This window comes from Agrobacterium tumefaciens str. B6, assembly GCF_001541315.1.
GTDB classification, from domain to species: domain Bacteria; phylum Pseudomonadota; class Alphaproteobacteria; order Rhizobiales; family Rhizobiaceae; genus Agrobacterium; species Agrobacterium radiobacter.
Genome location: NZ_LMVK01000050.1, coordinates 1 through 21,753 on the forward strand (window position 1 = coordinate 1; position 21,753 = coordinate 21,753).

Annotated in this window: 17 protein-coding genes and 4 pseudogenes; 13 read left to right on the forward strand and 8 right to left on the reverse strand. The window is 57.9% G+C overall.

Annotated features, from left to right (window positions below; all coding sequences use genetic code 11):
- The 3 genes from ASB65_RS27780 to ASB65_RS23910 form a co-directional block, all read left to right on the forward strand.
- On the forward strand, positions 1 to 105 hold a 105-nt coding region (locus ASB65_RS27780; RefSeq protein ID WP_142627778.1), incomplete at its 5' end, for a transposase domain-containing protein.
- A gap of 203 nt (positions 106 to 308) precedes the next feature.
- Positions 309 to 2,369 carry a sulfatase-like hydrolase/transferase gene (locus ASB65_RS23900; RefSeq protein ID WP_158006600.1) on the forward strand — a complete coding sequence of 687 codons (2,061 nt, stop codon included), beginning with the start codon at positions 309 to 311 and terminating at the stop codon, positions 2,367 to 2,369.
- Between the two features lie 356 nt (positions 2,370 to 2,725).
- Positions 2,726 to 4,117 carry a class I SAM-dependent methyltransferase gene (locus tag ASB65_RS23910; RefSeq protein ID WP_060725709.1) on the forward strand — a complete coding sequence of 464 codons (1,392 nt, stop codon included), beginning with the start codon at positions 2,726 to 2,728 and terminating at the stop codon, positions 4,115 to 4,117.
- A gap of 37 nt (positions 4,118 to 4,154) precedes the next feature.
- Here ASB65_RS23910 and ASB65_RS27785 read toward each other — a convergent pair.
- Positions 4,155 to 4,315: pseudogene (locus ASB65_RS27785) on the reverse strand (integrase core domain-containing protein); the annotation flags it as partial.
- Between the two features lie 110 nt (positions 4,316 to 4,425).
- Here ASB65_RS27785 and ASB65_RS23915 point away from each other — a divergent pair.
- A pseudogene (locus ASB65_RS23915) lies at positions 4,426 to 4,698 on the forward strand (transposase); the annotation flags it as partial.
- 43 nt (positions 4,699 to 4,741) lie between these two features.
- Here the strand turns inward: ASB65_RS23915 and ASB65_RS23920 are convergent.
- The 3 genes and pseudogenes from ASB65_RS23920 to ASB65_RS23930 form a co-directional block, all read right to left on the reverse strand.
- Positions 4,742 to 5,262, reverse strand: a pseudogene (locus ASB65_RS23920) (transposase); the annotation flags it as partial.
- A 74-nt stretch (positions 5,263 to 5,336) separates the two neighbouring features.
- A pseudogene (locus ASB65_RS27790) lies at positions 5,337 to 5,726 on the reverse strand (transposase); the annotation flags it as partial.
- A 101-nt stretch (positions 5,727 to 5,827) separates the two neighbouring features.
- Entirely contained in the window at positions 5,828 to 7,894 is a 2,067-nt protein-coding gene (locus ASB65_RS23930) for an ATP-dependent helicase (protein WP_060725540.1), read from the reverse strand.
- Between the two features lie 424 nt (positions 7,895 to 8,318).
- On the opposite strand from ASB65_RS23930, the gene ASB65_RS23935 reads away from it, so the two are divergent.
- From ASB65_RS23935 to ASB65_RS23970, 8 genes are all read left to right on the forward strand, one after another.
- Positions 8,319 to 9,056 carry a PHB depolymerase family esterase gene (locus ASB65_RS23935; RefSeq protein ID WP_060725541.1) on the forward strand — a complete coding sequence of 246 codons (738 nt, stop codon included), beginning with the start codon at positions 8,319 to 8,321 and terminating at the stop codon, positions 9,054 to 9,056.
- 200 nt (positions 9,057 to 9,256) lie between these two features.
- Positions 9,257 to 10,327: a LacI family DNA-binding transcriptional regulator gene (locus tag ASB65_RS23940; RefSeq protein ID WP_060725542.1), complete on the forward strand. Its 1,071-nt coding sequence runs from the start codon at positions 9,257 to 9,259 to the stop codon at positions 10,325 to 10,327.
- Positions 10,328 to 10,332: 5 nt separating this feature from the next.
- On the forward strand, positions 10,333 to 11,934 hold the full coding sequence (locus ASB65_RS23945) for an FAD-dependent oxidoreductase (RefSeq protein WP_060725543.1): 1,602 nt from the start codon (positions 10,333 to 10,335) through the stop codon (positions 11,932 to 11,934).
- Between the two features lie 49 nt (positions 11,935 to 11,983).
- Entirely contained in the window at positions 11,984 to 13,255 is a 1,272-nt protein-coding gene (locus ASB65_RS23950; protein WP_060725544.1) for an ABC transporter substrate-binding protein, read from the forward strand.
- Between the two features lie 10 nt (positions 13,256 to 13,265).
- Positions 13,266 to 14,198 carry a carbohydrate ABC transporter permease gene (locus tag ASB65_RS23955; RefSeq protein WP_060725545.1) on the forward strand — a complete coding sequence of 311 codons (933 nt, stop codon included), beginning with the start codon at positions 13,266 to 13,268 and terminating at the stop codon, positions 14,196 to 14,198.
- Positions 14,188 to 15,030 (forward strand): carbohydrate ABC transporter permease, encoded by an 843-nt coding sequence (locus ASB65_RS23960; protein ID WP_003505587.1) that lies wholly within the window; start codon positions 14,188 to 14,190, stop codon positions 15,028 to 15,030. The genes ASB65_RS23955 and ASB65_RS23960 overlap by 11 nt, the downstream gene beginning before the upstream one ends.
- Before the next feature lie 17 nt (positions 15,031 to 15,047).
- The gene (locus ASB65_RS23965; RefSeq protein ID WP_060725546.1) at positions 15,048 to 16,106 is read left to right on the forward strand and encodes an ABC transporter ATP-binding protein; all 1,059 of its coding nucleotides are present in this window, start codon (positions 15,048 to 15,050) and stop codon (positions 16,104 to 16,106) included.
- 159 nt (positions 16,107 to 16,265) lie between these two features.
- Positions 16,266 to 17,072, forward strand: a complete 807-nt coding sequence (locus ASB65_RS23970) for a hypothetical protein (protein ID WP_060725547.1) — start codon at positions 16,266 to 16,268, stop codon at positions 17,070 to 17,072.
- Between the two features lie 260 nt (positions 17,073 to 17,332).
- On the opposite strand, the gene ASB65_RS23975 is transcribed toward ASB65_RS23970, so the two are convergent.
- From ASB65_RS23975 to ASB65_RS23990, 4 genes are all read right to left on the reverse strand, one after another.
- On the reverse strand, positions 17,333 to 18,070 hold the full coding sequence (locus tag ASB65_RS23975) for an ABC transporter ATP-binding protein (RefSeq protein ID WP_060725548.1): 738 nt from the start codon (positions 18,068 to 18,070) through the stop codon (positions 17,333 to 17,335).
- Complete coding sequence (locus ASB65_RS23980; RefSeq protein ID WP_060725549.1) at positions 18,067 to 18,912, reverse strand: ABC transporter ATP-binding protein; 846 nt, start codon at positions 18,910 to 18,912, stop codon at positions 18,067 to 18,069. Before ASB65_RS23980 ends, ASB65_RS23975 begins: the two co-directional genes overlap by 4 nt.
- The gene (locus ASB65_RS23985; protein WP_416346322.1) at positions 18,899 to 19,729 is read right to left on the reverse strand and encodes an ABC transporter permease; all 831 of its coding nucleotides are present in this window, start codon (positions 19,727 to 19,729) and stop codon (positions 18,899 to 18,901) included. Before ASB65_RS23985 ends, ASB65_RS23980 begins: the two co-directional genes overlap by 14 nt.
- A 65-nt stretch (positions 19,730 to 19,794) precedes the next feature.
- Complete coding sequence (locus ASB65_RS23990) at positions 19,795 to 20,823, reverse strand: ABC transporter permease (protein WP_060725551.1); 1,029 nt, start codon at positions 20,821 to 20,823, stop codon at positions 19,795 to 19,797.
- A gap of 206 nt (positions 20,824 to 21,029) precedes the next feature.
- Between ASB65_RS23990 and ASB65_RS23995 the strand changes: the two genes are divergently transcribed.
- Positions 21,030 to 21,743, forward strand: coding sequence for a FadR/GntR family transcriptional regulator (locus tag ASB65_RS23995; RefSeq protein WP_080868642.1), 714 nt, complete (start codon positions 21,030 to 21,032; stop codon positions 21,741 to 21,743).
- Positions 21,744 to 21,753: the final 10 nt, after the last annotated feature.

Genomic DNA, 21,753 nt, shown 5'->3' on the forward strand with positions numbered 1-21,753 from the left:
AATGTCGATCCGCAGGCCTGGCTCACCCAGACACTCGAGCGCATAGCCAATGGTTGGCCCAGCAGCGATCTCGATGCACTCATGCCGTGGAATTACACGCGCTGAACGGTCTCAGCTTGCCGCTTACGGGCATTCGCGGATGCTCTGGAGAGAATTGCAGGTTTGTTGATTGGCCGGATGTCATGTTGAGCATCTAAGTCGACGACACCGTGTCCACAACGAATATGTTTAGACGTTAAACCGTATTTAAGGGTTGCATGAAGCCGATGGTGTGGCTAACGCGTGGAGACGCGCTGGAGGCTATCACAATGAAAGAATACCGATATCTAAATCTATCGGCGGCAACGCTTTTTATCGTCGTGCTTTTCGTTGGCTTACCAGCTTTGATTTATGGCTCCAATGATCGCGAGTTCAGTTATCCATTCGCAAACATCCTTGTGACGTTCGCACTGCCTGCAATTATATTGCTGGCTGTGGTAGCGTTACCGTTCTTTGTGCTTCCGCGCAGGTTCGCGAAAATTTGGTCGAGTATCCTCGCTGTCTGTGCCACCTATGCATGGGCGCACGGAACTTTTCAGACTGTCAATTTCGGGGATTTGGATGCTTCCGGATGGACCGCCGACATCCTCCCATCCCACGCGATGACGGATGCCGCGATATCAATCATTCTTGCGGCGCTCGTCTATTTCGTGGCGTGGAAGCGCCCCAAGGTCATGACGATCATATTCTCCGTCTTCATCCTGCAAATGGGATGGCAAGCTTTCTCGATATCCCACTCATATGTCAACATCCACGGTAAAGACCTGCAAAGTCTCGGCGCTCTCAATCGCGAGAAAAATGTGCTCGTCGTTCTTCTCGACACACTCCAGTCGGATGTCTTTGAAGCGGTGCTTCAAAACAACAAGGATTTACGGGACAAATTTGACGGGTTCACTTTCTACCAGAATACGGTTGGCGCAGCGCCCACAACCTATCTCTCCATGCCTTCAATCCACTCAGGCCTGACGTTTGATCAGGGGACGAAGCTTGCCGATTTCTTCCAGCACTCCGTCGGAGAAGAGTCATTTCTGTCCATGCTTGTGGATCGCGGATACGAGAGCCTTCTCATCAATCCGATCACAAGCGTCTGCCCCCGAGATGTGAGGTGCGAGACCGCCAAAGCCATGCTTGGTGGGGATCCTACCGCTCTTCGGATGGAGGCTGCTCGCGTCTTCGATCTTTCAGTTTTCCGCATCGCGCCGCTCGCTTTGAAGCGAGCGATATACAATGATGGCGCTTGGTTGGCGCAGACGCATCTGTTCAGCGAGGTGTTCGTTCATCGTGCCGTTGAAGGAAACGAGTTGCTGCGTGAAATGGCTTCAAGCGTTTCAGTCTCATCGGCCAAGCCAACCGTTAAGTTCATCCATCTCTTCAACACTCATTCGCCCTACGTTATTGACGAAGCATGCGTTTATCTGGGCAGCGAGCAGCCGGTCACCCGCGAAGCTATAGAAAGTCAGGCGCACTGTGCGTTGCGGAATTTCGGCCGTCTTCTTGACCAGATGAAAGCGATAGGTGTTTATGACAATACGGTTATTACGCTAATGGCGGACCACGGCAGTAACTACAGCATACCGAGTTCCCGGGTGACAGACACGCCATTCGCTTTGCTGGTTGGTGCGGCCAATCCCACGCTTGCGATCAAGCCCTTCAATGCAAAGGGTGCGATCAAGACCGATACTAGGGACGCGCATATCGGCGATTTGGCTCGGTCAATTTGCGATATTACCGGCGATTGCGAAGTCGGTCATGGTGTGGCTCTTCAGGGTGAGATAGAACCGCGAACGCGCGCTTATAATGATTACAAATGGAAGCACGACTTCTGGTCCCTGGAGGCAATACCTGGACTGAAGAGATACGCGGTTTCTGGCAGTATGTTTTTGAAGGCTTCGTGGTCAGATGCACGCGCCCTTCGGCGTGGAGACGATATTGGCAACATCGGAAGCATCGACTGTCCTTGTTTCGCGACTGGATGGGGAGAACCCGAATCTTGGGGTGTCTGGTCAGTTTCCCAAAGTTCCTATGTCGCGGTCCGTATTGCAGATACGGTGAGACCACCAGCACTCACCGTGTCGATGACCGGGTTTGTTTCGCCGGGAGTGCTGCCAGAGCAGATCGTTTCGATTTATAAGAACGGTAAGTATCTCACTGAGGTGCGCTTCACACCTGAGGATAATGTTCGCGATCTGTCGCTTCCCATTGAAGCAGGTGAGTCAATTGTCGGTTTGGAGTTTCGGCCATCAAGCCCCAAGTCTCCCTCCGAGTTGGGGTTGTCGATCGATGTCCGGAAACTTGGTGTTGGTATCCGCTCCATTTCTCTGACGGACTAGGCCTCCCAATTCACGTGCGGCTGTAGACGATCTCTGGACAATGAACCTTCGTTGCGACTGTGTGACAGTTTGGTGACAGACACCCGTAGCCCTGCACGTTAAACTCCTGCATGATCAATACCGAGAGGGTTATTCCGTGAAAATCGTAACGTTTCCATGCGTCATGTGTCTTTTCTTGATGTCGTTCACCAGCAACGCCCACGCCTATTTGGACCCAGGCACCGGTAGCATTGTGTTGCAGGCAATACTCGGCGGCGCAGCTGTCGCGCTCGCTACAGGATCGATGTATCTTCAACGGGTGAAATCGTTTTTTACCGGAAAAAAGCCCGACCAGACAGAAGACCATGGATAATCAAATGCTCGATGTTTTCATTGGTGAGGACTCGCAAGTGCCTGGATCGTTTCGGGATCCGGCAGGACATGTTTTCGAGCTCAACGGGCGCTTATACCGCACAGTAACTGAATTCGGCGCCAGCGGTTACGAGGCCGCGCGCGATGCGCAGATATTTCAAGACTTGTCAGAAAAGGGATGGCTGGTCCCTATTGTCGAGGAGTGTCCAGGTCGGGGGACCGATAGATATACGTTGGAGATTGAGCGTCTGCAGTGGATTACATATCCCTATGAATTGTCGTTCGAGTTGCTGAAGGCAGCGGCGGTATTTCATATCGATTTGCATCTCTATCTTCTACAACGAGACTTCACATTGACAGACGCGACAGCATACAATGTGCAATTTCGTGGTGTTACTCCCGTCTTTATTGACCATCTCTCTATCCGCCCGTACCGGGATGGAGAATTTTGGAGTGCGCATCGCCAGTTCTGCGAGCAATTCCTCAACCCCTTGCTTCTCCGTGCTTATATGGGCCGTCCCCATAACGCGTGGTACCGGGGCTCGATGGAGGGTGTGTCAGTGGCGGATATGGCAGCGATACTTCCGACGCGCAGGAAGTTTTCTTGGAACACGCTAACTAACGTTGTACTGCAAAATCGCTTTCAGTCGGGGACATCTGGTGATGCGACGAAGATTTCCATCGCCGGGAAAAAGTTGCCAAAGCAGGCCTTTGTCGGAATGCTTCGGCAACTACGAAAGTGGATTTTATCGCTTGTTCCCGGGGATAAGCGGAAGACCGTATGGGCGGATTACTCCCTCACCAATACCTATAACGACGCTGAACGCGAAGCGAAGCATCAATTTGTCTCGACATATGTCGCGGATTGGCAGCCACTTTCGGTTATCGATCTAGGCTGCAACACCGGAGAATATTCTGAACGCGCGTTAGCAGCGGGCGCCCGAAGCGTGGTTGGGTTTGATTTCGATGTTCAAGCAATTGACCGGGCCTATCATACGGCGCTGAAGAAAAAACTGAGTTTCACGCCACTATTTCTCGACGCCCGCAACCCGTCACCCAATCAGGGCTGGATGAATCAAGAACGGAGCAGCTTTAATCAGCGCTTCCGTGCAGATGGAGTTTTGGCTCTGGCATTTGAACACCATCTTGCGATCGCGCATAACGTCCCATTGGCATCCTTTATCGAATGGCTGCTATCCATTGCGCCCACAGGTGTAGTAGAATTTGTTCCAAAATCAGATCCAACAGTTCAGAAGATGCTGGCGCTGAGAGAGGACATCTTTCCAGACTATGACGTGGATAACTTTGATAACTTGCTCAGACAGCAGGCGCGGGTAATCCGAAAACAAGTGGTGTCCCATTCGGGGCGGACTCTGTTTCAGTTTTACCGATCTTGAGATGGCATAATCATATCAGCGTTTTCTCGGTTGGTATCAGTGACGAGAAGAGCGTTTCATTCAAGAACTCGTCTCGCAGCCGCCCAATGAAGCTCTCGATGACGGCGTGCGGGATCGGTTTGCTTGGCGCGATATATGCCAAGCAACTTTGGTCCGATCCGTCCATTGCAAGATCGCGTTGCCGGTGAACTCGCTGCCATAACACCTTCGGAAGTTTGCGTTGCAAGAGGCTTTGACCAGTTGCGTAACCCAATCAGGCGAAGCAGGTGGTCAAAGCCTCTTGCAACGCAAACTTCCGAAGGTGTTATGGGCCTGAGTATGTCAGTGGCAAACTGATGGAATGGGCAGAAACGCAAGGAATTGCCTTGAGCCACATCCAGCCCGGAAAGCCGCAACAGAACGCCTATGTCGAGCGCTACAACCGCACCGTCCGACATGAATGGCTCGACCAGTACATCATTGAAAGCATCGAGGAGGCGCAGGAATTCGCCACGCAATGGCTCTGGACGTATAACAACGAACGGCCCAATATGGGCATCGGCGGCATAACGCCCGCACAGAAACTGAAAATGGCCGCGTGAATTCTACTGACGAGCCCTGTTAAAAACGGGGGGATTACCGATCAACCAGCCTGCGAATGGCGGGCAGAAGCTCTACATCCTCGACCTTGTGGTATGGCCCACGCGGCTTTGTTTTGCCTTTCAGCCGCTCGATGAGGTTGGAACGGGAGACGCCCAGCGTGTCTGCGACGGCCTTCATCGGGAACCGTCCTTCGGCAACAAGATCGGCCGCGATATCCGTTTTTTTGAGTCCGCTTTGGAAAGGACTTCGCGGAGGATTTCGACCTCCATCGTCTTGCGACCAAGCATGCGCTCCAACTCCCGGACGCGATCCTCCAGTTTCTTCACTTCCGAATTCCCGACAACCGGCTCGTCAGAATCCACGGCTGCAGCACCTCCCTCGCTCAAGAGCCTGCGCCACCGATAAAGCAAATTGGGCGCGACACCATGACGGCGAGCGGTCGAAGATACCGTCTCGCCGGGTTCGAAACTCTGCTCAATGATTGTCAGCTTTTGCTCGGTTGTCCACCGCCTGCGGCGAACATCACCCATCAGCAATTCAACGTGTCGATACTCGTTAGACATAAGCCTGTCCTCAAGCCTGTGCTTGAGCCTTTCTGCTTATGCCGACTGTCCGGTCGAAATGGGGGGCAGTTCACATTGGCGGCAAGCGGGATCAGCATCGGCGCGCGCTTGCCTATCGCTCGTTTCCGGTCACCGCGCTTGCGTACAGTCAGCTTCTCTTCCTGATAAAGTCGGAAGAGCCCGCTTATAGTTCACAAGGTGACCTTCGCGCCTGAGCAGCACATGGAGGCGTCGATATCCAAATCGGCGGGGTTCATGCGCAAGCGCCTTCATCCGCATTGTAGAGCATCGCGTCTGCCAGGATCCGCTTCAGCTTCGAGTTCTCGTCTTCAAGCGTCCTCAGCCGCTTGGCTTCGGATACCTCCATGCCAACCGAATTTGGTCTTCCGTTTATAGATGCTGGCATCGCTGGCGCCGCGCTTGCGGCAAAGCTCCAAGACCGGCGTGCCAGCCTCGTGCTCCTTCTATGAAGCGGTTGCGCTTCATTCTCTGCTTCTCTCAATGGGCCAGAGCTTATTTCAAGATGGATTACTTCAACGGGGCAACCTAGGGCTTTCGTCACTAACTACTTCCACATCGCCCGCATCCGCGCACCAACATCAATCCGGATCTGCTGCGCGCTGCGTTCCGAAGCGGCGGCTGAAACCAGTGGCCAGGTCATCGTCTCAAAAAACTGCAGCAATGTCGCCGGGATGAAGCGGGTTCTGGCGGCGTAAACATGCCGGTCACCCTGTTGACTCTGCCCGCCGGTGAAGAAACGTTGCGGCGTGATCAGAGACAGGCTGTCCTTGGCGCGCGTCATGGCGACGTAGAGCAGCCGACGTTCCTCTTCCAGTTCTTGGGTGGTGCCGACGCCGAGGTCGGAGGGGATGCAGCCGTCGACCACATTGAGGATGAAGACGGAGCGCCACTCCTGCCCTTTCGCGGAATGGATGGTCGAGAGGCTCAGATAATCCTCGTCGAGCAACGGCACGCCTGCCTGATCGCTGGTGGCGCCGGGCGGGTCGAGTGTCAGCTCAGTCAGGAAGCGTTCGCGTGAAGGGTAGCCTCCAGCGATCTGCTCAAGTTGCAGCAGATCGGCCTTGCGGGTGTCCGCATCCTCATGCAGGCGTTCGAGATGCGGCTCGTACCACTGCCGAGCCTGCCCGATCTGGCCCGGCCAGTCATTCGGCGCCTGCCGCAGGCCCACAAGCATTTGTGTGAAGGCTGTCCAGTCATCGCCGGTCTTCGGCGGCGGCGGAATTTCGGCGAGGGCAAGCAGCGGCTCTGGGTCTGTCGCAATCGCATCGAGAATATTGCCAGCCTTCTTCGGTCCGATGCCTGGCAGCATCTGCAGCAGCCGGAAACCGGCGACGCGGTCGCGCGGGTTCTGTGCGAAACGCAGCACGGCCAGCATGTCCTTCACATGGGCGCTGTCCAGGAATTTCAGGCCGCCAAATTTGACGAAGGGGATGTTGCGGCGGGTCAGTTCCACCTCGAGCGGCCCGCTATGGCTGGAGGTGCGGAAAAGCACGGCCTGCTGTTTCAGCGTCATGCCGGTTTCGCGGTTTGCAAGAATCTGGTCGATGATGAAATTCGCCTGTTCGGTTTCGTCCTTCACCGTCACGAGCTTCGGGCGCTCCAGCGATTCCCGCTCGGTCCAGAGGTTTTTGGTGAACCGCTCGCGCGCCAGATCGATCACGCCGTTGGCGGCCGCAAGGATCGGCTGTGTCGAGCGATAGTTGCGATCGAGCGTGATGATGTCGGCCGCCGGGCTGAAGGACGCCGGGAAATCGAGGATGTTTCGCACTGTCGCCGCCCGGAACGAATAGATCGACTGCGCGTCGTCGCCCACCACGGTTAAACCGCGACCGCCGGGTTTGAGCGCCATCAGCACGGAGGCCTGCAACCTGTTGGTATCCTGATATTCGTCGACCATGACATGGTCGAAGCGGTTGCCGATATCATCAGCCAGAATGGGGTCGCTGACCATCTGGGCCCAGTAGAGCAGGAGATCGTCGTAATCGAGCACGTTCTGAACCTGTTTTGCCTCCACATAGGCTGCAAACAGTTGCTTGAGTTCACTCTCCCAGTTGGCGACCCAGGGATAATGCTGGCGCAATATGTCCTTGAGCGGCGTCTGGGAATTCACCGCACGCGAATAGATGGCAAGACACGTGCCTTTTGTCGGAAAGCGGCTTTCGGTCTTGGAAAAACCCAGCTCGTGCCGGGCGAGGTTCATCAGGTCGGCGCTGTCTTCACGGTCGTGGATGGTGAAATCGATGTTGAGCCCGATCTGTTCGGCATAAATGCGCAACAGGCGCGCGCCGATGCCGTGAAATGTGCCTGACCACGCGAGCGCGTCGGTGAGAGCCCCCGAATTGCCGCCGAGGACGTGTTTGCAGATACGCTCCACGCGGCGCGACATTTCCGTGGCGGCACGCCGCGAAAACGTCATCAGCAGAATACGGCGGGGATCGGCGCCATTCACGATCAGATGTGCGACACGGTGGGCCAGCGTATTGGTCTTGCCCGAACCGGCCCCGGCGATGATCAGCAGAGGCCCGGCCGTGTGGCCGTCTGTCAGCCCAACGCCATGCTCCACTGCCTTGCGCTGCTGTTCGTTGAGCTTTTCCAGATAGGCAACCGCCATGCGAACAATCCTTGATACCTGCCTGTCCCCATGGTGAGGACATCTTCAGAGATGGCAGTCGTCGGAATCGCCGGCCATTGTCTGCCCTGTTGTCGCAATGATTAGCAAAGACTCAAACACCAATCCAGAACAAATGCCGAACGCGTTTTTCCCGTCGTTTAAACACGGTCGGTGGTGAGATTTATCGTTCCGAAAGGTCGCTTGCAGTTCGTCGGTGGCTGCTGGTTGCCGGGCGTGCCCCATCCCGCAATCGCAAATCAGATTACGCATGAGGAAATAACGGTATTATTATGAAATATATGAATATTCTCAATTCGTTTCAGTGCATTTTCTCATTCTGCAGCGAAACCTTTGAACCAACCCGGTGATCCGCGAGTTCAATAATCGCGCCTCGGGAGGAGGCGCGTTTTGGGAGGACCAGACCATGAAGCATCTGAAACTTTGCCTGATCGCTGTCGCCGCAATCGCTGCCTCGACTTTTGCCCAGGCCGAACAGAAGGCGATGAAATCCGATGTCACCATCGCCTCTGATATCAACTATCTGCTCTACACGCCCAAGGACTACGCCAGTTCGGATAAGACCTATCCTCTTGTCGTCTGGCTGCATGGCGGCGATCAGGGCGGCGGCGACATCGAAAAGCTGCGCCGCAGCGGCCTGCCGAAACTGATTGAAGAAGGCCGCGATTTTCCTTTTCTGGTGTTCTCGCCGCAAAATCCGAGTGAGGAATTGCTCTATCCGATCGAGCGCGTGGCGAGTGTTCTTCAGGCGGTGGTGGCCGATCATCGGGTGGATCGCGAGCGCATCTATCTGATTGGTTATAGCCGGGGAGGGTTCGGTGCATGGTCGATGGCCGCGCAGTTTCCTGAAACTTTTGCCGCGGTTGTTCCGATCGCCGGCGGCGGTATCCGGCATTACCTCAATCGAACGAATGAAAGGGTAGCTTTCTGGGCCTTTCATGGCGCAAATGACGCTGTGATTCCGCTGTCCGACACGGTGGTCCTCGTGCAACGCCTTCAGGAACTGAAACGAAATGTACGGCTCACCGTGTTCGAAGATACGGACCATGAAGCGGTCGAAGGGAAAGTGCTGAAGGACGAGGCGATGTGGACATGGCTGCTTGAACAGAAGCTCACCGGTGAGAAAGCACCTGCGGGTCCGTGAATCCGGTCTGATTGCTATTTTACGGCTGTTATAGCCGCTTCCACCAGTACTGCCGCCGCGGGGCGTGCTTTTTGTCACAACCCCGTGGCCTCCCTCAGCAAGTGCATCTTTATCGCTTGACTCAGTGCCCACAAATCGTGCTAATGCGCATTAGCAGCTAATACGTATTAGCAGCGATCGGATGTCGGGGAGGGCATCGCGTGACCAATCATAAACGCCTCACGCAAAACGACATCGCCAAGCTCGCTGGGGTCAGTCAGGCAACGGTATCGCTTGTTCTGAATGGCGCACCGGCCGCGATTGCGCGCATCCCGGCTGAAACCCGCGAACGGGTACAGGCGGTCATTCGCCAGACAGGTTATGTCGCCGACCCGATCGCGCGGCGAATGGCCAAGGGGCTGAACCGCATCCTCGGTGTTTTCACCTACGAGCCGGCTTTCCCGAGCGCGCAGGCCGACTTCTTCACGCCGTTCCTGCTGGGTATCGAGGAAGAGGCGCAGCAGCAGGCCTATGATCTTCTGCTGCTGACCAGCGCCGGCGTCGGCAATAACCGCAAGATGTTTTCGGAAGGCAACAGGCTCAGGATCGCCGATGGCTGTCTGGTTCTCGGTCGCGAATTCGACCGTAAGGAACTCGCCCGGCTGGTCTCGGAAGACTATCCTTTCGTGGCCATTGGCCGACGTGAAGACGCTGGCGGGCCGGTTCCTTATGTGGGCGGCGACTATGCCGCGGGAACACGGCAGCTCGTCGAGGACGCCAGAGCGCTGGGGCACTCGAAGCTCGCTTATATCGGCCCCGATGGCCCGGCGGAATCGATCGCTGACCGCTGGCGTGGTTTCAGTGCGGCGCTCGGTGATGCAGCCACGCTTGCCCTTCATATCAAGGCCGTCAACCGGCCGGCCGACAAGATCCTTGATGCCATCCTTGAAAGCGGGGCGACGGCAGCCTTCTTCATAGAGCTGGCCGATGCCGTGCGTGTCGAAGCGCTGGCGCGGGCGCGCGGGCTTGCCGTGCCCGAGGCTTTTTCGATGATCGTGCTTGGCAGCCATATCAGAGCCGCCCGCAGCCCGGTGCGCTTCACCTCCTATGAAATTCCCCGCGAGGAAATGGGCCGGCAGGCGACTGCCATGCTGGTCAACCGCATCGAGACCGGCAGTCCGGGTAGCCAGATCCTTCTCAAATGTGAACCCGTCAGAGGGGAAACATTGGGCCCGGCCCCGGCAGCCTCCGCAAACAAGTCCCCAGTCAACAAAACGGATGTGACGACGTGAAAGACATGCAAGCAGATATTCTCGTGGTCGGTGGCGGCCTTGGCGGCGTGGCGGCGGCACTGGCTGCCGCACGGGCCGGAAAGCGCGTTATCATGACCGAGGAATATGACTGGATCGGCGGGCAATTGACCAGTCAGGCCGTTCCGTCGGACGAGCATACATGGGTCGAGCAATTCGGCATCACCCGCTCTTACCGGGCGTTGCGCAACGGTGTGCGGCAATATTATCGTGACCATTATCCGCTGACGGAAGGCGCACGGGCCTGGGGCGATCTCAATCCGGGTGGCGGATGGGTGAGCCGCATCTGCGCCGAGCCGCGTGTCAGCCTCGCGGTCATGGAAAGCATGCTGATGCCCTATATCGGCGCCGGCCGCCTGACGGTGCTCAAGCCCTGGCGTCCGGTCGCGGCCGATGTCGAGGGCGACAGGGTTCGCTCAGTAACCGTCCGCCATCGCGACAGCGGCGCTGAAATCGTCATTTCCGCCGATTACATCCTCGATGCCACCGAACTCGGCGATCTCTTGCCGATGACGGGCACGGAATATGCCAAGGGTTTCGAGGCGCAGTCGGACACGGGTGAACCCAGCGCGCCGGCTGAAGTCCAGCCGGACAATGTGCAGGCCGTATCGATCTGCTTTGCCATCGACCATGTCGACGGTGACCAGACGATCGACAAGCCAGACAATTACGATTACTGGCGCTCTTACCAGCCGCACTTCTGGGGCGGGCCGCTCCTCGGCTTCACCGCGCCGCATCCGCGCACGCTTGATCATACCACCCGATCCTTCACGCCAAATCCCGATGACGATCCGCTGCTGGTCGATGCCGACCAGCGCAAGGGCGGCGGCGATGAAAACCTCTGGATTTTCCGCCGTATCGCGGCGCGGAAGAACTTTACGCCCGGTTTCTACAAGTCCGACATCTGCCTCGTGAACTGGCCGATGATCGACTATATGGACGGCACGATTATCGACGTGTCGGAAGAAGAAAAGACGCGGCATCTGAAGGCGGCGGCGGACCTTTCCTATTCGGTCTTCTACTGGCTGCAGACGGAAGCGCCGCGTCTTGATGGCGGGCAGGGTTTCCGCGGGCTGCGGCTGCGGGGCGATATCACCGGCACCGAACATGGGCTCGCCATGGCGCCCTATATTCGTGAAAGCCGCCGCATCAAGCCGGTCACGCGCATCGTCGAGCAGGACCTTTCCTACACGGTTCGCGGTGACAGGGGGGCTTTCCGGTATCGCGACAGCATCGGCATCGGCATGTATCGCATCGATCTGCATCCATCGACCGGCGGCGACAATTACATCGACGTGCCTTCCTGCCCCTTCGAGATTCCGCTCGGCGCGCTGATCCCGCAGCGCGTGAAGAACCTCATTCCAGCCGGCAAGAATATCGGCACGACGCATATCACCAACGGTTGCTACCGGCTGCATCCGGTCGAATGGAATATCGGCGAAGTGGCTGGAATGCTTGCGGCCCACTGCCTGGAAAAAGGTCTCACACCGCATCAGGTGCAGGAAGACGATGACCATCTTCATGCCTTCCAGACGGCGCTGATCCGCGAAGGCATCGAAATACGCTGGCCGGACATAGCGGCCTATTAGGACGGCGGACTGCCGTTCGATCGAACCCATCTTTGGAGGAGGACTGGGAATGAACAATCATTGGAAAATGCAATCCACTGCCTGCGCGCTGGCTTTCATCGGCTCGTTTGCGCTCGCAGGGGCAGCCGCGGCGCAGGATGCGATCAAGCTGCGCATGACAATCTGGAGCGCCAACGAGGCGCATCTGAAGCTGTTCAACGACATCGCGGCGGGCTTCAAGAAGGATCATCCAAACGTCAGCGTGACCTATGAGTCCCTGCCTTTCGACACCTATACGACTGCGCTCACGACCCAGATTGCGGGCGGCAATGCGCCTGACATGGCCTGGATTTTCGAGACCTCGGCCTATGATTTCGTCAAATCCGGTGCGCTCTACCCGCTCACCGATACGCTGAAGGCCGCGCCGGGCTATAATCTCGAGGAAGTCAGCGCCGGCGCCACGGAACGCTGGTCGCAGGATGGCAAGCTCTTCGCCTATCCGTTCTCGACCTCACCCTTTGCCGTCTTCGTCAATAATGATCTCATCAAGGCCGCAGGCGCCAAGACGCCGGCGGACATGATCGCTGCCGGCGAATGGACATGGGAGAACGCCATCGCCACGGCCTCTGCCGTCGCAAAAGCCGGCAAGGGCGGGCTTGTCGTCCGTGATTTCAATTACCAGAGCTGGCAATATCTCACCTCGGTGTGGAACGGCTGGGGTGCTTCCCCCTGGAGTGCTGACGGTGCAACCTGCACCATGGCGGAAAAGCCGATGGCGGATGCCGTCTCGTTCATCCACGACGCCATCTTCAGCAAAAAGGCCATGCCCGGTCCGGGCGAGACGGTCGATTTCTTTGCCGGTAATGCGGCCATGACCATAACCCAGATCAGCCGTGCCTCGCTTCTGCCGAAGGACAAGCCTTTCGGCTGGGACCTCGTGCCTCTGCCCAAGGGGCCGGCTGGCGAATATGCCTTGATCGGCCAGGCGGGCATCGGCGTCATGCAGTCCGGCAAGAATGCCGAGACTGCAGCCGAGTTCGTCGCCTACATGACCAATCCGGAAAATTCCGCCAAGCTCAGCCAGTTCTTTCCCTCGGCGCGCAAGTCGCTGCTGAATGCGGAGGTGTTGAAAAAGACCAATCCGCTGCTCAGCCAGGAGCAGATCGAAAAGGTCGTCATATCAGGCATCGCCACCGGCAAGGTCATGCCCGGCCATACCGGTTTTGCCCAGATCCAGCAGATCGTGCGCTCGAACCTCGACGCCGTCTGGCGGCCGGAGGCCGATGTCGCGGGCGCGCTTCAAAAAATCTGCGGCCAGATCGGGCCGCTTCTGAAGCGCTGAGGAGAAAGCCATGGCTGTCGCGCAGGAAGTTACCCGTCGTCCAGGTCGCCCGGTATCGGCGTTCTGGACCATCGCGCGGCGCGACAGCCTCGCTGGCTTTCTGTTCATCGCCCCGCAACTGATCGGGATCGTCATCTTCGTGCTGATCCCGCTCGGGTTGGTGTTCTGGTATTCGCTGCATGAGTGGAATGTGCTCGCCAATACCTTCACTTATACCGGTACGCAGAACTACCGGATGTTGATGGAAGACGGCAATCTTCGTGAGGTGCTGGGCGCGACCGCGATCTTCTCGGCCGGGCTTGTCGTGTTCAACCTGTCGCTGGCGCTGCTGCTCGCCGTGCTGCTCAACCAGAAACTTGCCGGTATTGCGATCTTCAGAACCCTGTTCTTCTCGCCGGTGGTCGTTTCGCTGGTCGCCTGGACGATTGTCTGGGGCTTCCTGTTGCAGAAGAACGGCGGCATCAACGGCATGTTGCTGATGATCGGCATCGAGGGGCCCAACTGGCTGCGCGAGGAGACGACAGCGATGATTTCTGTCATCGTCGTGCAGGTCTTCAAGAATGTCGGGCTCAACATGATCCTGTTTTTGGCGGCGCTCCAGGGCGTGCCGAAGGAACTCTACGAGGCGGCCCGCATCGACGGTGCGCCCGCCTTCAAGCAGTTCCGTCGCATTACCCTGCCGCTGATCAGCCCGACTATCCTGTTGACCTCGATCATCACCATCGTCGGCTCGCTGCAGGTTTTTGCGCAGATTGCGGTTCTCACCCAGGGCGGGCCGGGTCTCTCGACCACGGTGCTGGTTTATTACCTCTATCAGCAGGCCTTCCAGTTCCATTTCTTCGGTTATGGCTCGACGCTTTCCATCCTGCTGTTCCTGATCGTCGCAGTATTGACCTTCGCCCAGTGGCAGATGCGCAAGAGGATCGTCTTTTATGAAAGCTGACCTTCCCCCCCGCATGCAGGTGACGCTTTACGGGCTGTTGTGTGTGCTGTTGATCCCGTTCGTTTTCCCGACCTGGTGGATGGTGACATCATCGATCAAGCCGATCAGCGACATCTTCGCCTTCCCGCCGCAGTTCTTTCCCCAAAACCAGGATTGGACGACCTACTCGAAGGTATTCGAGTTGCAGCCCTTCGTGCGGCAATATTGGAACTCCGCCTATATTGCTGCTGTCGTGACGATTGGCACGATGATTGTCTCCTCCATGGCAGGATATGCCTTCGCACGTATCCGGTTTCCGGGTGCCAATCTGATCTTCATGATCGTGCTGCTTGGCCTCCTGATCCCCTCGGAAGTGACGATCGTGCCGCTGTTCCAGATGTTCCTCAAAGCCGGCATGGTCAACACTCACTGGCCGCTGATCCTTGTCCCCATTTTCGGCGCGCCAAGTGTGTTCGCTACCTTCGTCATGCGGCAGTTTTTCGTGACGCTGCCGGGCGAGCTTGAGGAGGCGGCGCGTGTCGATGGTCTCGGGCGTTTCAAGATTTTCCGCAAGATCGCACTGCCGCTGGCAAAACCGGCGCTGGCGTCGGTCGCGATCTTCACCTTCCTGCATTCCTGGAACCTGTTCCTCGAGCCGATCGTCTTTCTTTCCAGCGCCGAAATGTTCACGCTGCCGCAGGCGCTGACCCAATATACCGACGCCTATGGCGGGCCGATGTGGAACATCCAGCTTGCCGCAGCGACGCTCACCGCGCTGCCCGTGCTCATCGTCTTCGTGATTGCCCAGAAGCAGTTCGTCGAAGGCCTCGCCCATACCGGCCTCAAGGGCTGAAGAACCGGAATCGATCGATGGCTAACGTTACCCTGTCCGACATCCGCAAAAGCTATGGCGCGGTGAAAACCATTCACGGCGTCGATCTCGACATCAGGGATGGCGAGTTTGTCGTGCTTGTCGGTCCCTCCGGCTGCGGCAAGTCCACATTGCTGCGGATGATAGCCGGTCTTGAAACGATTACCGGCGGCGAACTCAGGATCGGCGAGCGGATCGTCAACGATCTCGACCCGAAGGACCGCGATATCGCCATGGTGTTCCAGTCCTATGCGCTTTATCCGCATATGACGGTCGCCAGCAATATGGGCTTTTCACTGGAGCATCGTGGTTCGAGCAAGCAGGAAATCGCTGAAAAAGTGAACTGGGCAGCGGATATTCTCGGCCTCACACAACTGCTCGACCGTTATCCTCGCCAGCTTTCCGGCGGCCAGCGCCAGCGTGTTGCGATGGGCCGCGCCATTGTTCGCAACCCGCAGGTGTTCCTGTTCGACGAACCCCTTTCCAATCTCGATGCGAAACTGCGCGTCGTCATGCGCGGCGAGATCAAGGCGCTGCACCAGAAGCTCAAGACCACCACGATCTATGTGACGCATGACCAGGTGGAGGCGATGACGATGGCGGACAGGGTCGTGGTCCTGAACGGCGGCAGGGTCGAGCAGGTCGGCACGCCGCTCGAACTTTACGACCGCCCGGCAAATCAGTTCGTCGCCGGCTTCATCGGATCACCATCGATGAATTTTCTGTCCGGGACGATATCGGCAGGCGGTTTTGAAACCGGGGGTGTGGTCTTGCCCCTGCCGGCTGCTGCAGCCGGTCTGGCGGGAAGAGGGGCCGTCTATGGCATCCGCCCGGAGCACTTCTCACTCGATGCGTCCGGTGTACCGGCGGAGATAATGCTCGTCGAACCGCTGGGATCGGAAACGCAGGTCACCATGAAACTCGGCGGTTCAAGGGTGCTCGGCGTCTTTCGGGAACGCATAGGGCAGGCAGTCGGCGACGAGATAAGGGTCTCGCCGGCGCTTGACGGCATCCATCTGTTTTCGGATGAAAACCGCAACCGGTTGAGCCTGGATTGACCTGCTTGCTCCGGATAATATGGAGCATTCCGAAAAAAATCGGTAATGTCGACCTAGCGAAAATTTCGGCGTAGCTTGACCAATGGAGTGGGTTTAAGATCAACCTTCCGATGCCCTTTATTGTAGTTTTTTGGCCAAGCCGTTTCTGGATCGAGTTACGTGATAAAGCAGATTATTTGTATAAATTGGGGTACGAAATATGGTGCGCCTTATATCAACCGGCTTTACGCCATGGTGGCGAGAAACATAACGCCGCCGTTTACATTCACCTGTTTTACAGACAACCGCGAAGGCATCCGCTCCGAGGTCCTGTGTGAAGATCTTCCTGTTATCGACTACGAGATTCCAGAAACAAGGCGCGGGATATGGCCCAAGTCACGCCTTTGGGGGCCAAAGCTGGGATCGCTGTCGGGGGTAGTGCTCTTTTTGGATCTGGATCTGGTTGTAACGGGTTCACTGGACGGGTTCTTTACATTCGGTAATCCCGACGACGTGATCCTGGCCCGAAATGCGGCAAAGCCGTTCGAGCGTCTGGGGCAGACATCCGTTTATCGTTTTCCGATTGGTAAGCTCGTTCCCATCCAGACCAAGTTTGCCGCCGATCCCATGGGCGTAGCCGAGAAATATGGATATGAACAACGATTTGTCACGCGTGAAGCACCGGGCGGAATCAAGTTTTTTCCAGGAAAATGGATCCGTCATTTCCGTTTTCAGTGTTTGCTACCCTTCCCACTAAACCTCTTTTTTCCCGCTATACTCCCGGCAGACGCGAGGATTATTATTTTTCCCGGAGAAATCCTGCCTGAGGATGCCATCCGCGGCGGATGGTCGGGTCGCCAAGGCATTACACTCCGACAGCATCTGAAAGCATTTTTCGATCAGGGCTTGCGTCGAAAGCGCCCCTTTCAGTTTCTGCGTCATTTCATGCGCCCTGTAGAATGGGTTGAGGAGCATTGGCGCGAGTAAAGAGGTTTCGGTCGATCACCGCAGGCGCTGAAGCTTATGCCCTGATGAATGCATTTGACTTGGGCGCCAGCTTACACTGCAGTGTAATACGCATTCGGTGGTATACGGGGTTCTCGCAACTTGAGGGTTCGCATCGTTAAGCCTCGTGCAACTATGTCGTTCTCAGGGCAAGCTTGAATTGGAGACGGGCCTGTTCAGGATGTTTGGCTGTGGATGATTTGCTCTCGTTGAGGTCATTTTGCCTCCGCTCGACAGGGATTTCAAAGAAAGCTGCTTTCGAACAGCTCGCCTGAATAGGCCGAATGGGTAACGCCCGCTTCAAGATCGGCCTTGGTCAACTCATCGACAAAAACGCCGTTCTGCATGACCAGCACGCGATCGCACATATGGGCGATGACCGCGAGGTCGTGACTGACGAGAACAAAGGTCAGGTCGCGTTCTTCGCGCTGGTCGGCAAGCAGGTTCAGGATTTCGGCCTGGATGGAGACGTCGAGCGCGGATGTCGGCTCATCGAGCAGCAGGATCGGCGGCTCGAGGATCAGCGCGCGGGCAATTGCCACGCGCTGGCGCTGGCCGCCGGAGAGCTCATGCGGGAAGCGTTCGGCGAAATGTGCGGGCAGGCCCACCTGCTGCAGGGCGGCAGGAACCTTCGACCAGCCATCGCCAAGCCCCATCGCGCGGATCGGTTCGGCGAGCGCCCGGCCGATGCGGTGGCGTGGGTGCAGCGAACCGTAGGGGTCCTGAAATACCATCTGGGCCAGTTTCAGTTCGTCGCGGCTGCGGGTCTTGCCGACCGGTTTGCCGTTAAAGCTGATCGAGCCGGTCCAGCCGGCTCCCAGCCCCGCCAGCGACCGCAGCAGGGTCGACTTGCCGCAACCGCTTTCGCCGACGATGCCAAGGGTTTCGCCTTTGTTGACCGTGAGGCTGACGCCGCGCACGACGTGATTGCGTTTTTCCTTTTCGCCGTAGACGACGTCGAGCTTGTCTACCGTGATCATCGCATCACCTCCGCATCGATTGCCTGACGATCCAGCACCTTGAGACGCCGAACCGGATTGCGGGGATCGGGCATCGCCGCGATCAGGCCGCGCGTATAGGGATGCTGCGCATCCTCCAGCTTGGTCAGCGTTTCCACGACGCGCCCGCCATACATGACCAGCACGCGTTCGCAGAAGGCCGCGACCATGCGGATGTCATGGCTGATGAGGATCAGGCCGGAATTATTCTCGCGCACCATCTCCTCCAGAAGCAAAAGCACATCCTTGCGCACGCTGACATCGAGGGCCGAGGTCGGCTCATCGGCAATGACCAGCTTCGGCTTGGCGAGCAGCATCATGGCGATCATCACGCGCTGGCCCATGCCGCCCGATATCTGGTGCGGATAAAGCGCCATCACGCGGTCGGGATCGTTGATGCGCACGCGCAGCAACATGTCGCGGGCAGCACCTCTCGCCGCCTTGCCAGTCAGCGCCAGATGCAGTTCGGCGGCCTCCGCCACCTGCTTTCCGATGGGCAGCACCGGGTTCAGCGAATAACGCGGATCCTGCATGATCAGCGCCATCTCGCTGCCGCGGATCGCGCCCATCTGGCGTTCGGATTTTGTGAGCAGCGGTTCGGAGAGAAAGTCCATCCGCTCCGCCGTCACGGTAGCGCTTTTCGGCAGGAGCCGCATGGCGGCGCGGCCGGTGGTGGATTTTCCGGAGCCGGACTCACCGACGATACCGACTCTTTCGCGCCCGACGTCGAAATTGACGTTGGACACGGCCGGAATGGTGTTGCGGCCGAAACGGACATTGAGGTCGCGGACCGAAAGAATGGGGGAGCTATCAGGAACGGGCATGACGCGGATCCAGGAGGTCGCGCAGCGTATCGCCGGCGATGTTGAAGGCAAGGCTCGTCAGCAGGATGGCGATGCCGGGCATGACGGCGACCCACCAGTAATCGAGCATGAACTTGCGGCCGCTGGAGATCATCGCGCCCCATTCCGGCAGCGGCGGCTGAGCCCCGAGACCGAGAAAGCCGAGTGAAGCGGCGGTCAGGATGATGCCCGCCATGTTCAGCGTCAGGCGCACGATGACCGAGGGGATGCACATCGGCGCAATGTATAAAAACAGGATGCGCAGCGGCGATGCGCCATAGAGACGGGCGGCGGCGACGTAATCGGGATTGCGCACCACAAGCGCTTCCGCACGGGCAAGACGCGCAATCGGCGGCCATGCCGTCAGAGAGATTGCGATGATCGCCGTGCCGAGACCGGCGCCCATGGCGGCTGCAAAGGCCAATGCCAGCACGAGCGACGGGAAGGACAGGACGATATCGGTCGCGCGCATCAGGATCGCGTCGGTTCGGCCGCCGAAGAAACCGGCCATCACGCCAATGGCAAGGCCGATGGGACCAACGATGATCGAGACCGACAAAACCGTCTGGATGGTGATGCGGGTGCCGTAGACAAGCCTGCTGAAAATGTCGCGGCCGAATTCGTCGGTTCCGGCCAGATGCGCCCAGCTGGGAGGCTGGAGCGCGTTTTCGAGCGCCTGACGGGCAGGATCGTAAGGCGCGATGAGCGGGGCGAAAATGGCGACCACAACCAGAATGGCCAGAATGGCGAAGCCGAACATTCCAAGCGGTTCGTCTGCGAGCTTTCGAAGCGTCCGCATGGTGGTGGTCGACAGGCGCGACAGGGCGCCGGGTCGATCAACAGTATTGTTATGCGCGATATCGGTCATCGTGTGGCCTCCCGTGTACGGGGATCAAGCGTGGTATAGGCCAGATCGGCGAGGAAGTTGAGCAGCATGAATATGAAGCCGATAACGATCGTGGCGGCCAGAATCGCATTCATGTCGCCGATGAGCAGCGCATTCGTCATGTATTGGCCGATACCGGGCCAAGAGAATACGATCTCCGTGACCACGGCGCCTTCCAGCAGGTTTCCATAGGAAATCGCCAGAACGGTGATGAGCTGCACGGCGATGTTGGGCAGCACATGACGGGTTATGGTGCGTGCGGGGCTGACGCCCTTGGCCCGTGCCGCGATGACATAATCCTGGCTGAGCTGTTCGAGGGTGAAGGCCCTCGTCATGCGGGTAATATAGGCCATGGCCATATAGGCGAGGATGATGGCGGGCAGAATGATGTGTCCAAGCGCGTTCCAGAAGATTTCCGTCTCACCCGCAAGGAGGGTGTCGATGAGCATCAATCCCGTCTTCGGCTCCACGAGGCCTTCGTAAAAGACGTCGACCCGGCCGGGCCCCGCGACAAGGTTGAGGTTCGCGTAGAAAATCACCAGCCCGACGATGCCGAACCAGAAGACCGGTATCGAATGCCCGACAAGCGCAAAAACGCGCGCGAACTTGTCGATGAAGGTGTCGCGGAAGAGGGCGGCGGCTAGGCCGAGTGGGACGCCGACGACCGTCGAGATGATGATCGCCAGCGTGGCAAGTTCGAAGGTGGCGGGGAAGGCTTGCGCCAGATCCCGGGTCACCGGGTTGCCGGTCAGGATCGCAATGCCGAAATCACCATGCAGCAGGCCGCGCAGATAGATGAAGAACTGCTGGTAAAGCGGCAGATCGAGCCCCAGCCGTGCTCGCATGGCCTCATAGGCCTTCGGGTCCGCAAGTTCGCCGACGATCGCCCCGACCGGATCGGTCGGCATGACCCGGCCGATGATGAAGGTGATGCAGAGCAGAATGAAGAGGCTGACGATCAGTTGCAGAAAACGATGTCCAAGCCCGCGCAGTGAGATCTCCGTCATTGCTGGCCGTACTTCCCTGTGAGAACGCCGTCAGCGGCGGAGCCTTTGCACGCTGCTCGCCGCGGACGCGCAATTCTCCATTGCAAAAACTCTTGATGGTACTTCATCCCGCCTCCTCCCTGAGTTAACATGAAAACATATGACGTGCTGTCATGTCATCATATGAGTAGCGAAGGGATTCGTATTCTGCAAGGGGGAAGAGTGGCATGATGGGCGACAGGGTGAGGCCGCGGGAGAGGCGGGCACAACAGATCATCGACAATCTCAGCGCAGAAATTCGCAGTGGAAAACTGAAAAACGGTGATCAGCTTCCCACGGAACCGGAGCTGGAGCGCAGCTATGGCGTGAGCCGCACCGTGGTTCGCGAGGCGATTGCGGATCTGCGCTCTGCCGGCTATGTCGTTCCGATCCAGGGTAAAGGGGTTTTCGTCAGCAAGGCCAGTGAATGGGCCGGCGTGAAACTGACGCAATCCGAGGTCGGCACCATCGCGGAAACGCTGGAAATGCTCGAGTTCCGGCTTGCGACGGAAGGGGAGGCGGCGGCAATCGCCGCCTATCGCCGCACGGCCCAGCAGGAAGCCGCAATCTCTGCGGCGCACCGGAAAATGGCCCGCGCCATCGATGCGGGTGAAACCACCGTCGATGCCGATTACGAGTTCCACACGGCCATCGCGATCGCCACCAACAACCGCTTTTATCTGGAGGCGCTGCGTCAGTTCGGTTCGCGCTCCATACCGCGCGGGCAGTTCCCGACGCTGCCGGAAACCGGTGACGCGAATTATCTTCGCAAAGTGCAGGCCGAGCACGAGGCAATTCTGCGCGCCATCGTCGAGCAGGATCCCGACGCGGCGCGAAAAGCCATGCGTGAACATATGCTTGCGAGCCAGCGCCGATACAGGTTGCTATCGGAAGCGCAATAGTATCTCGACA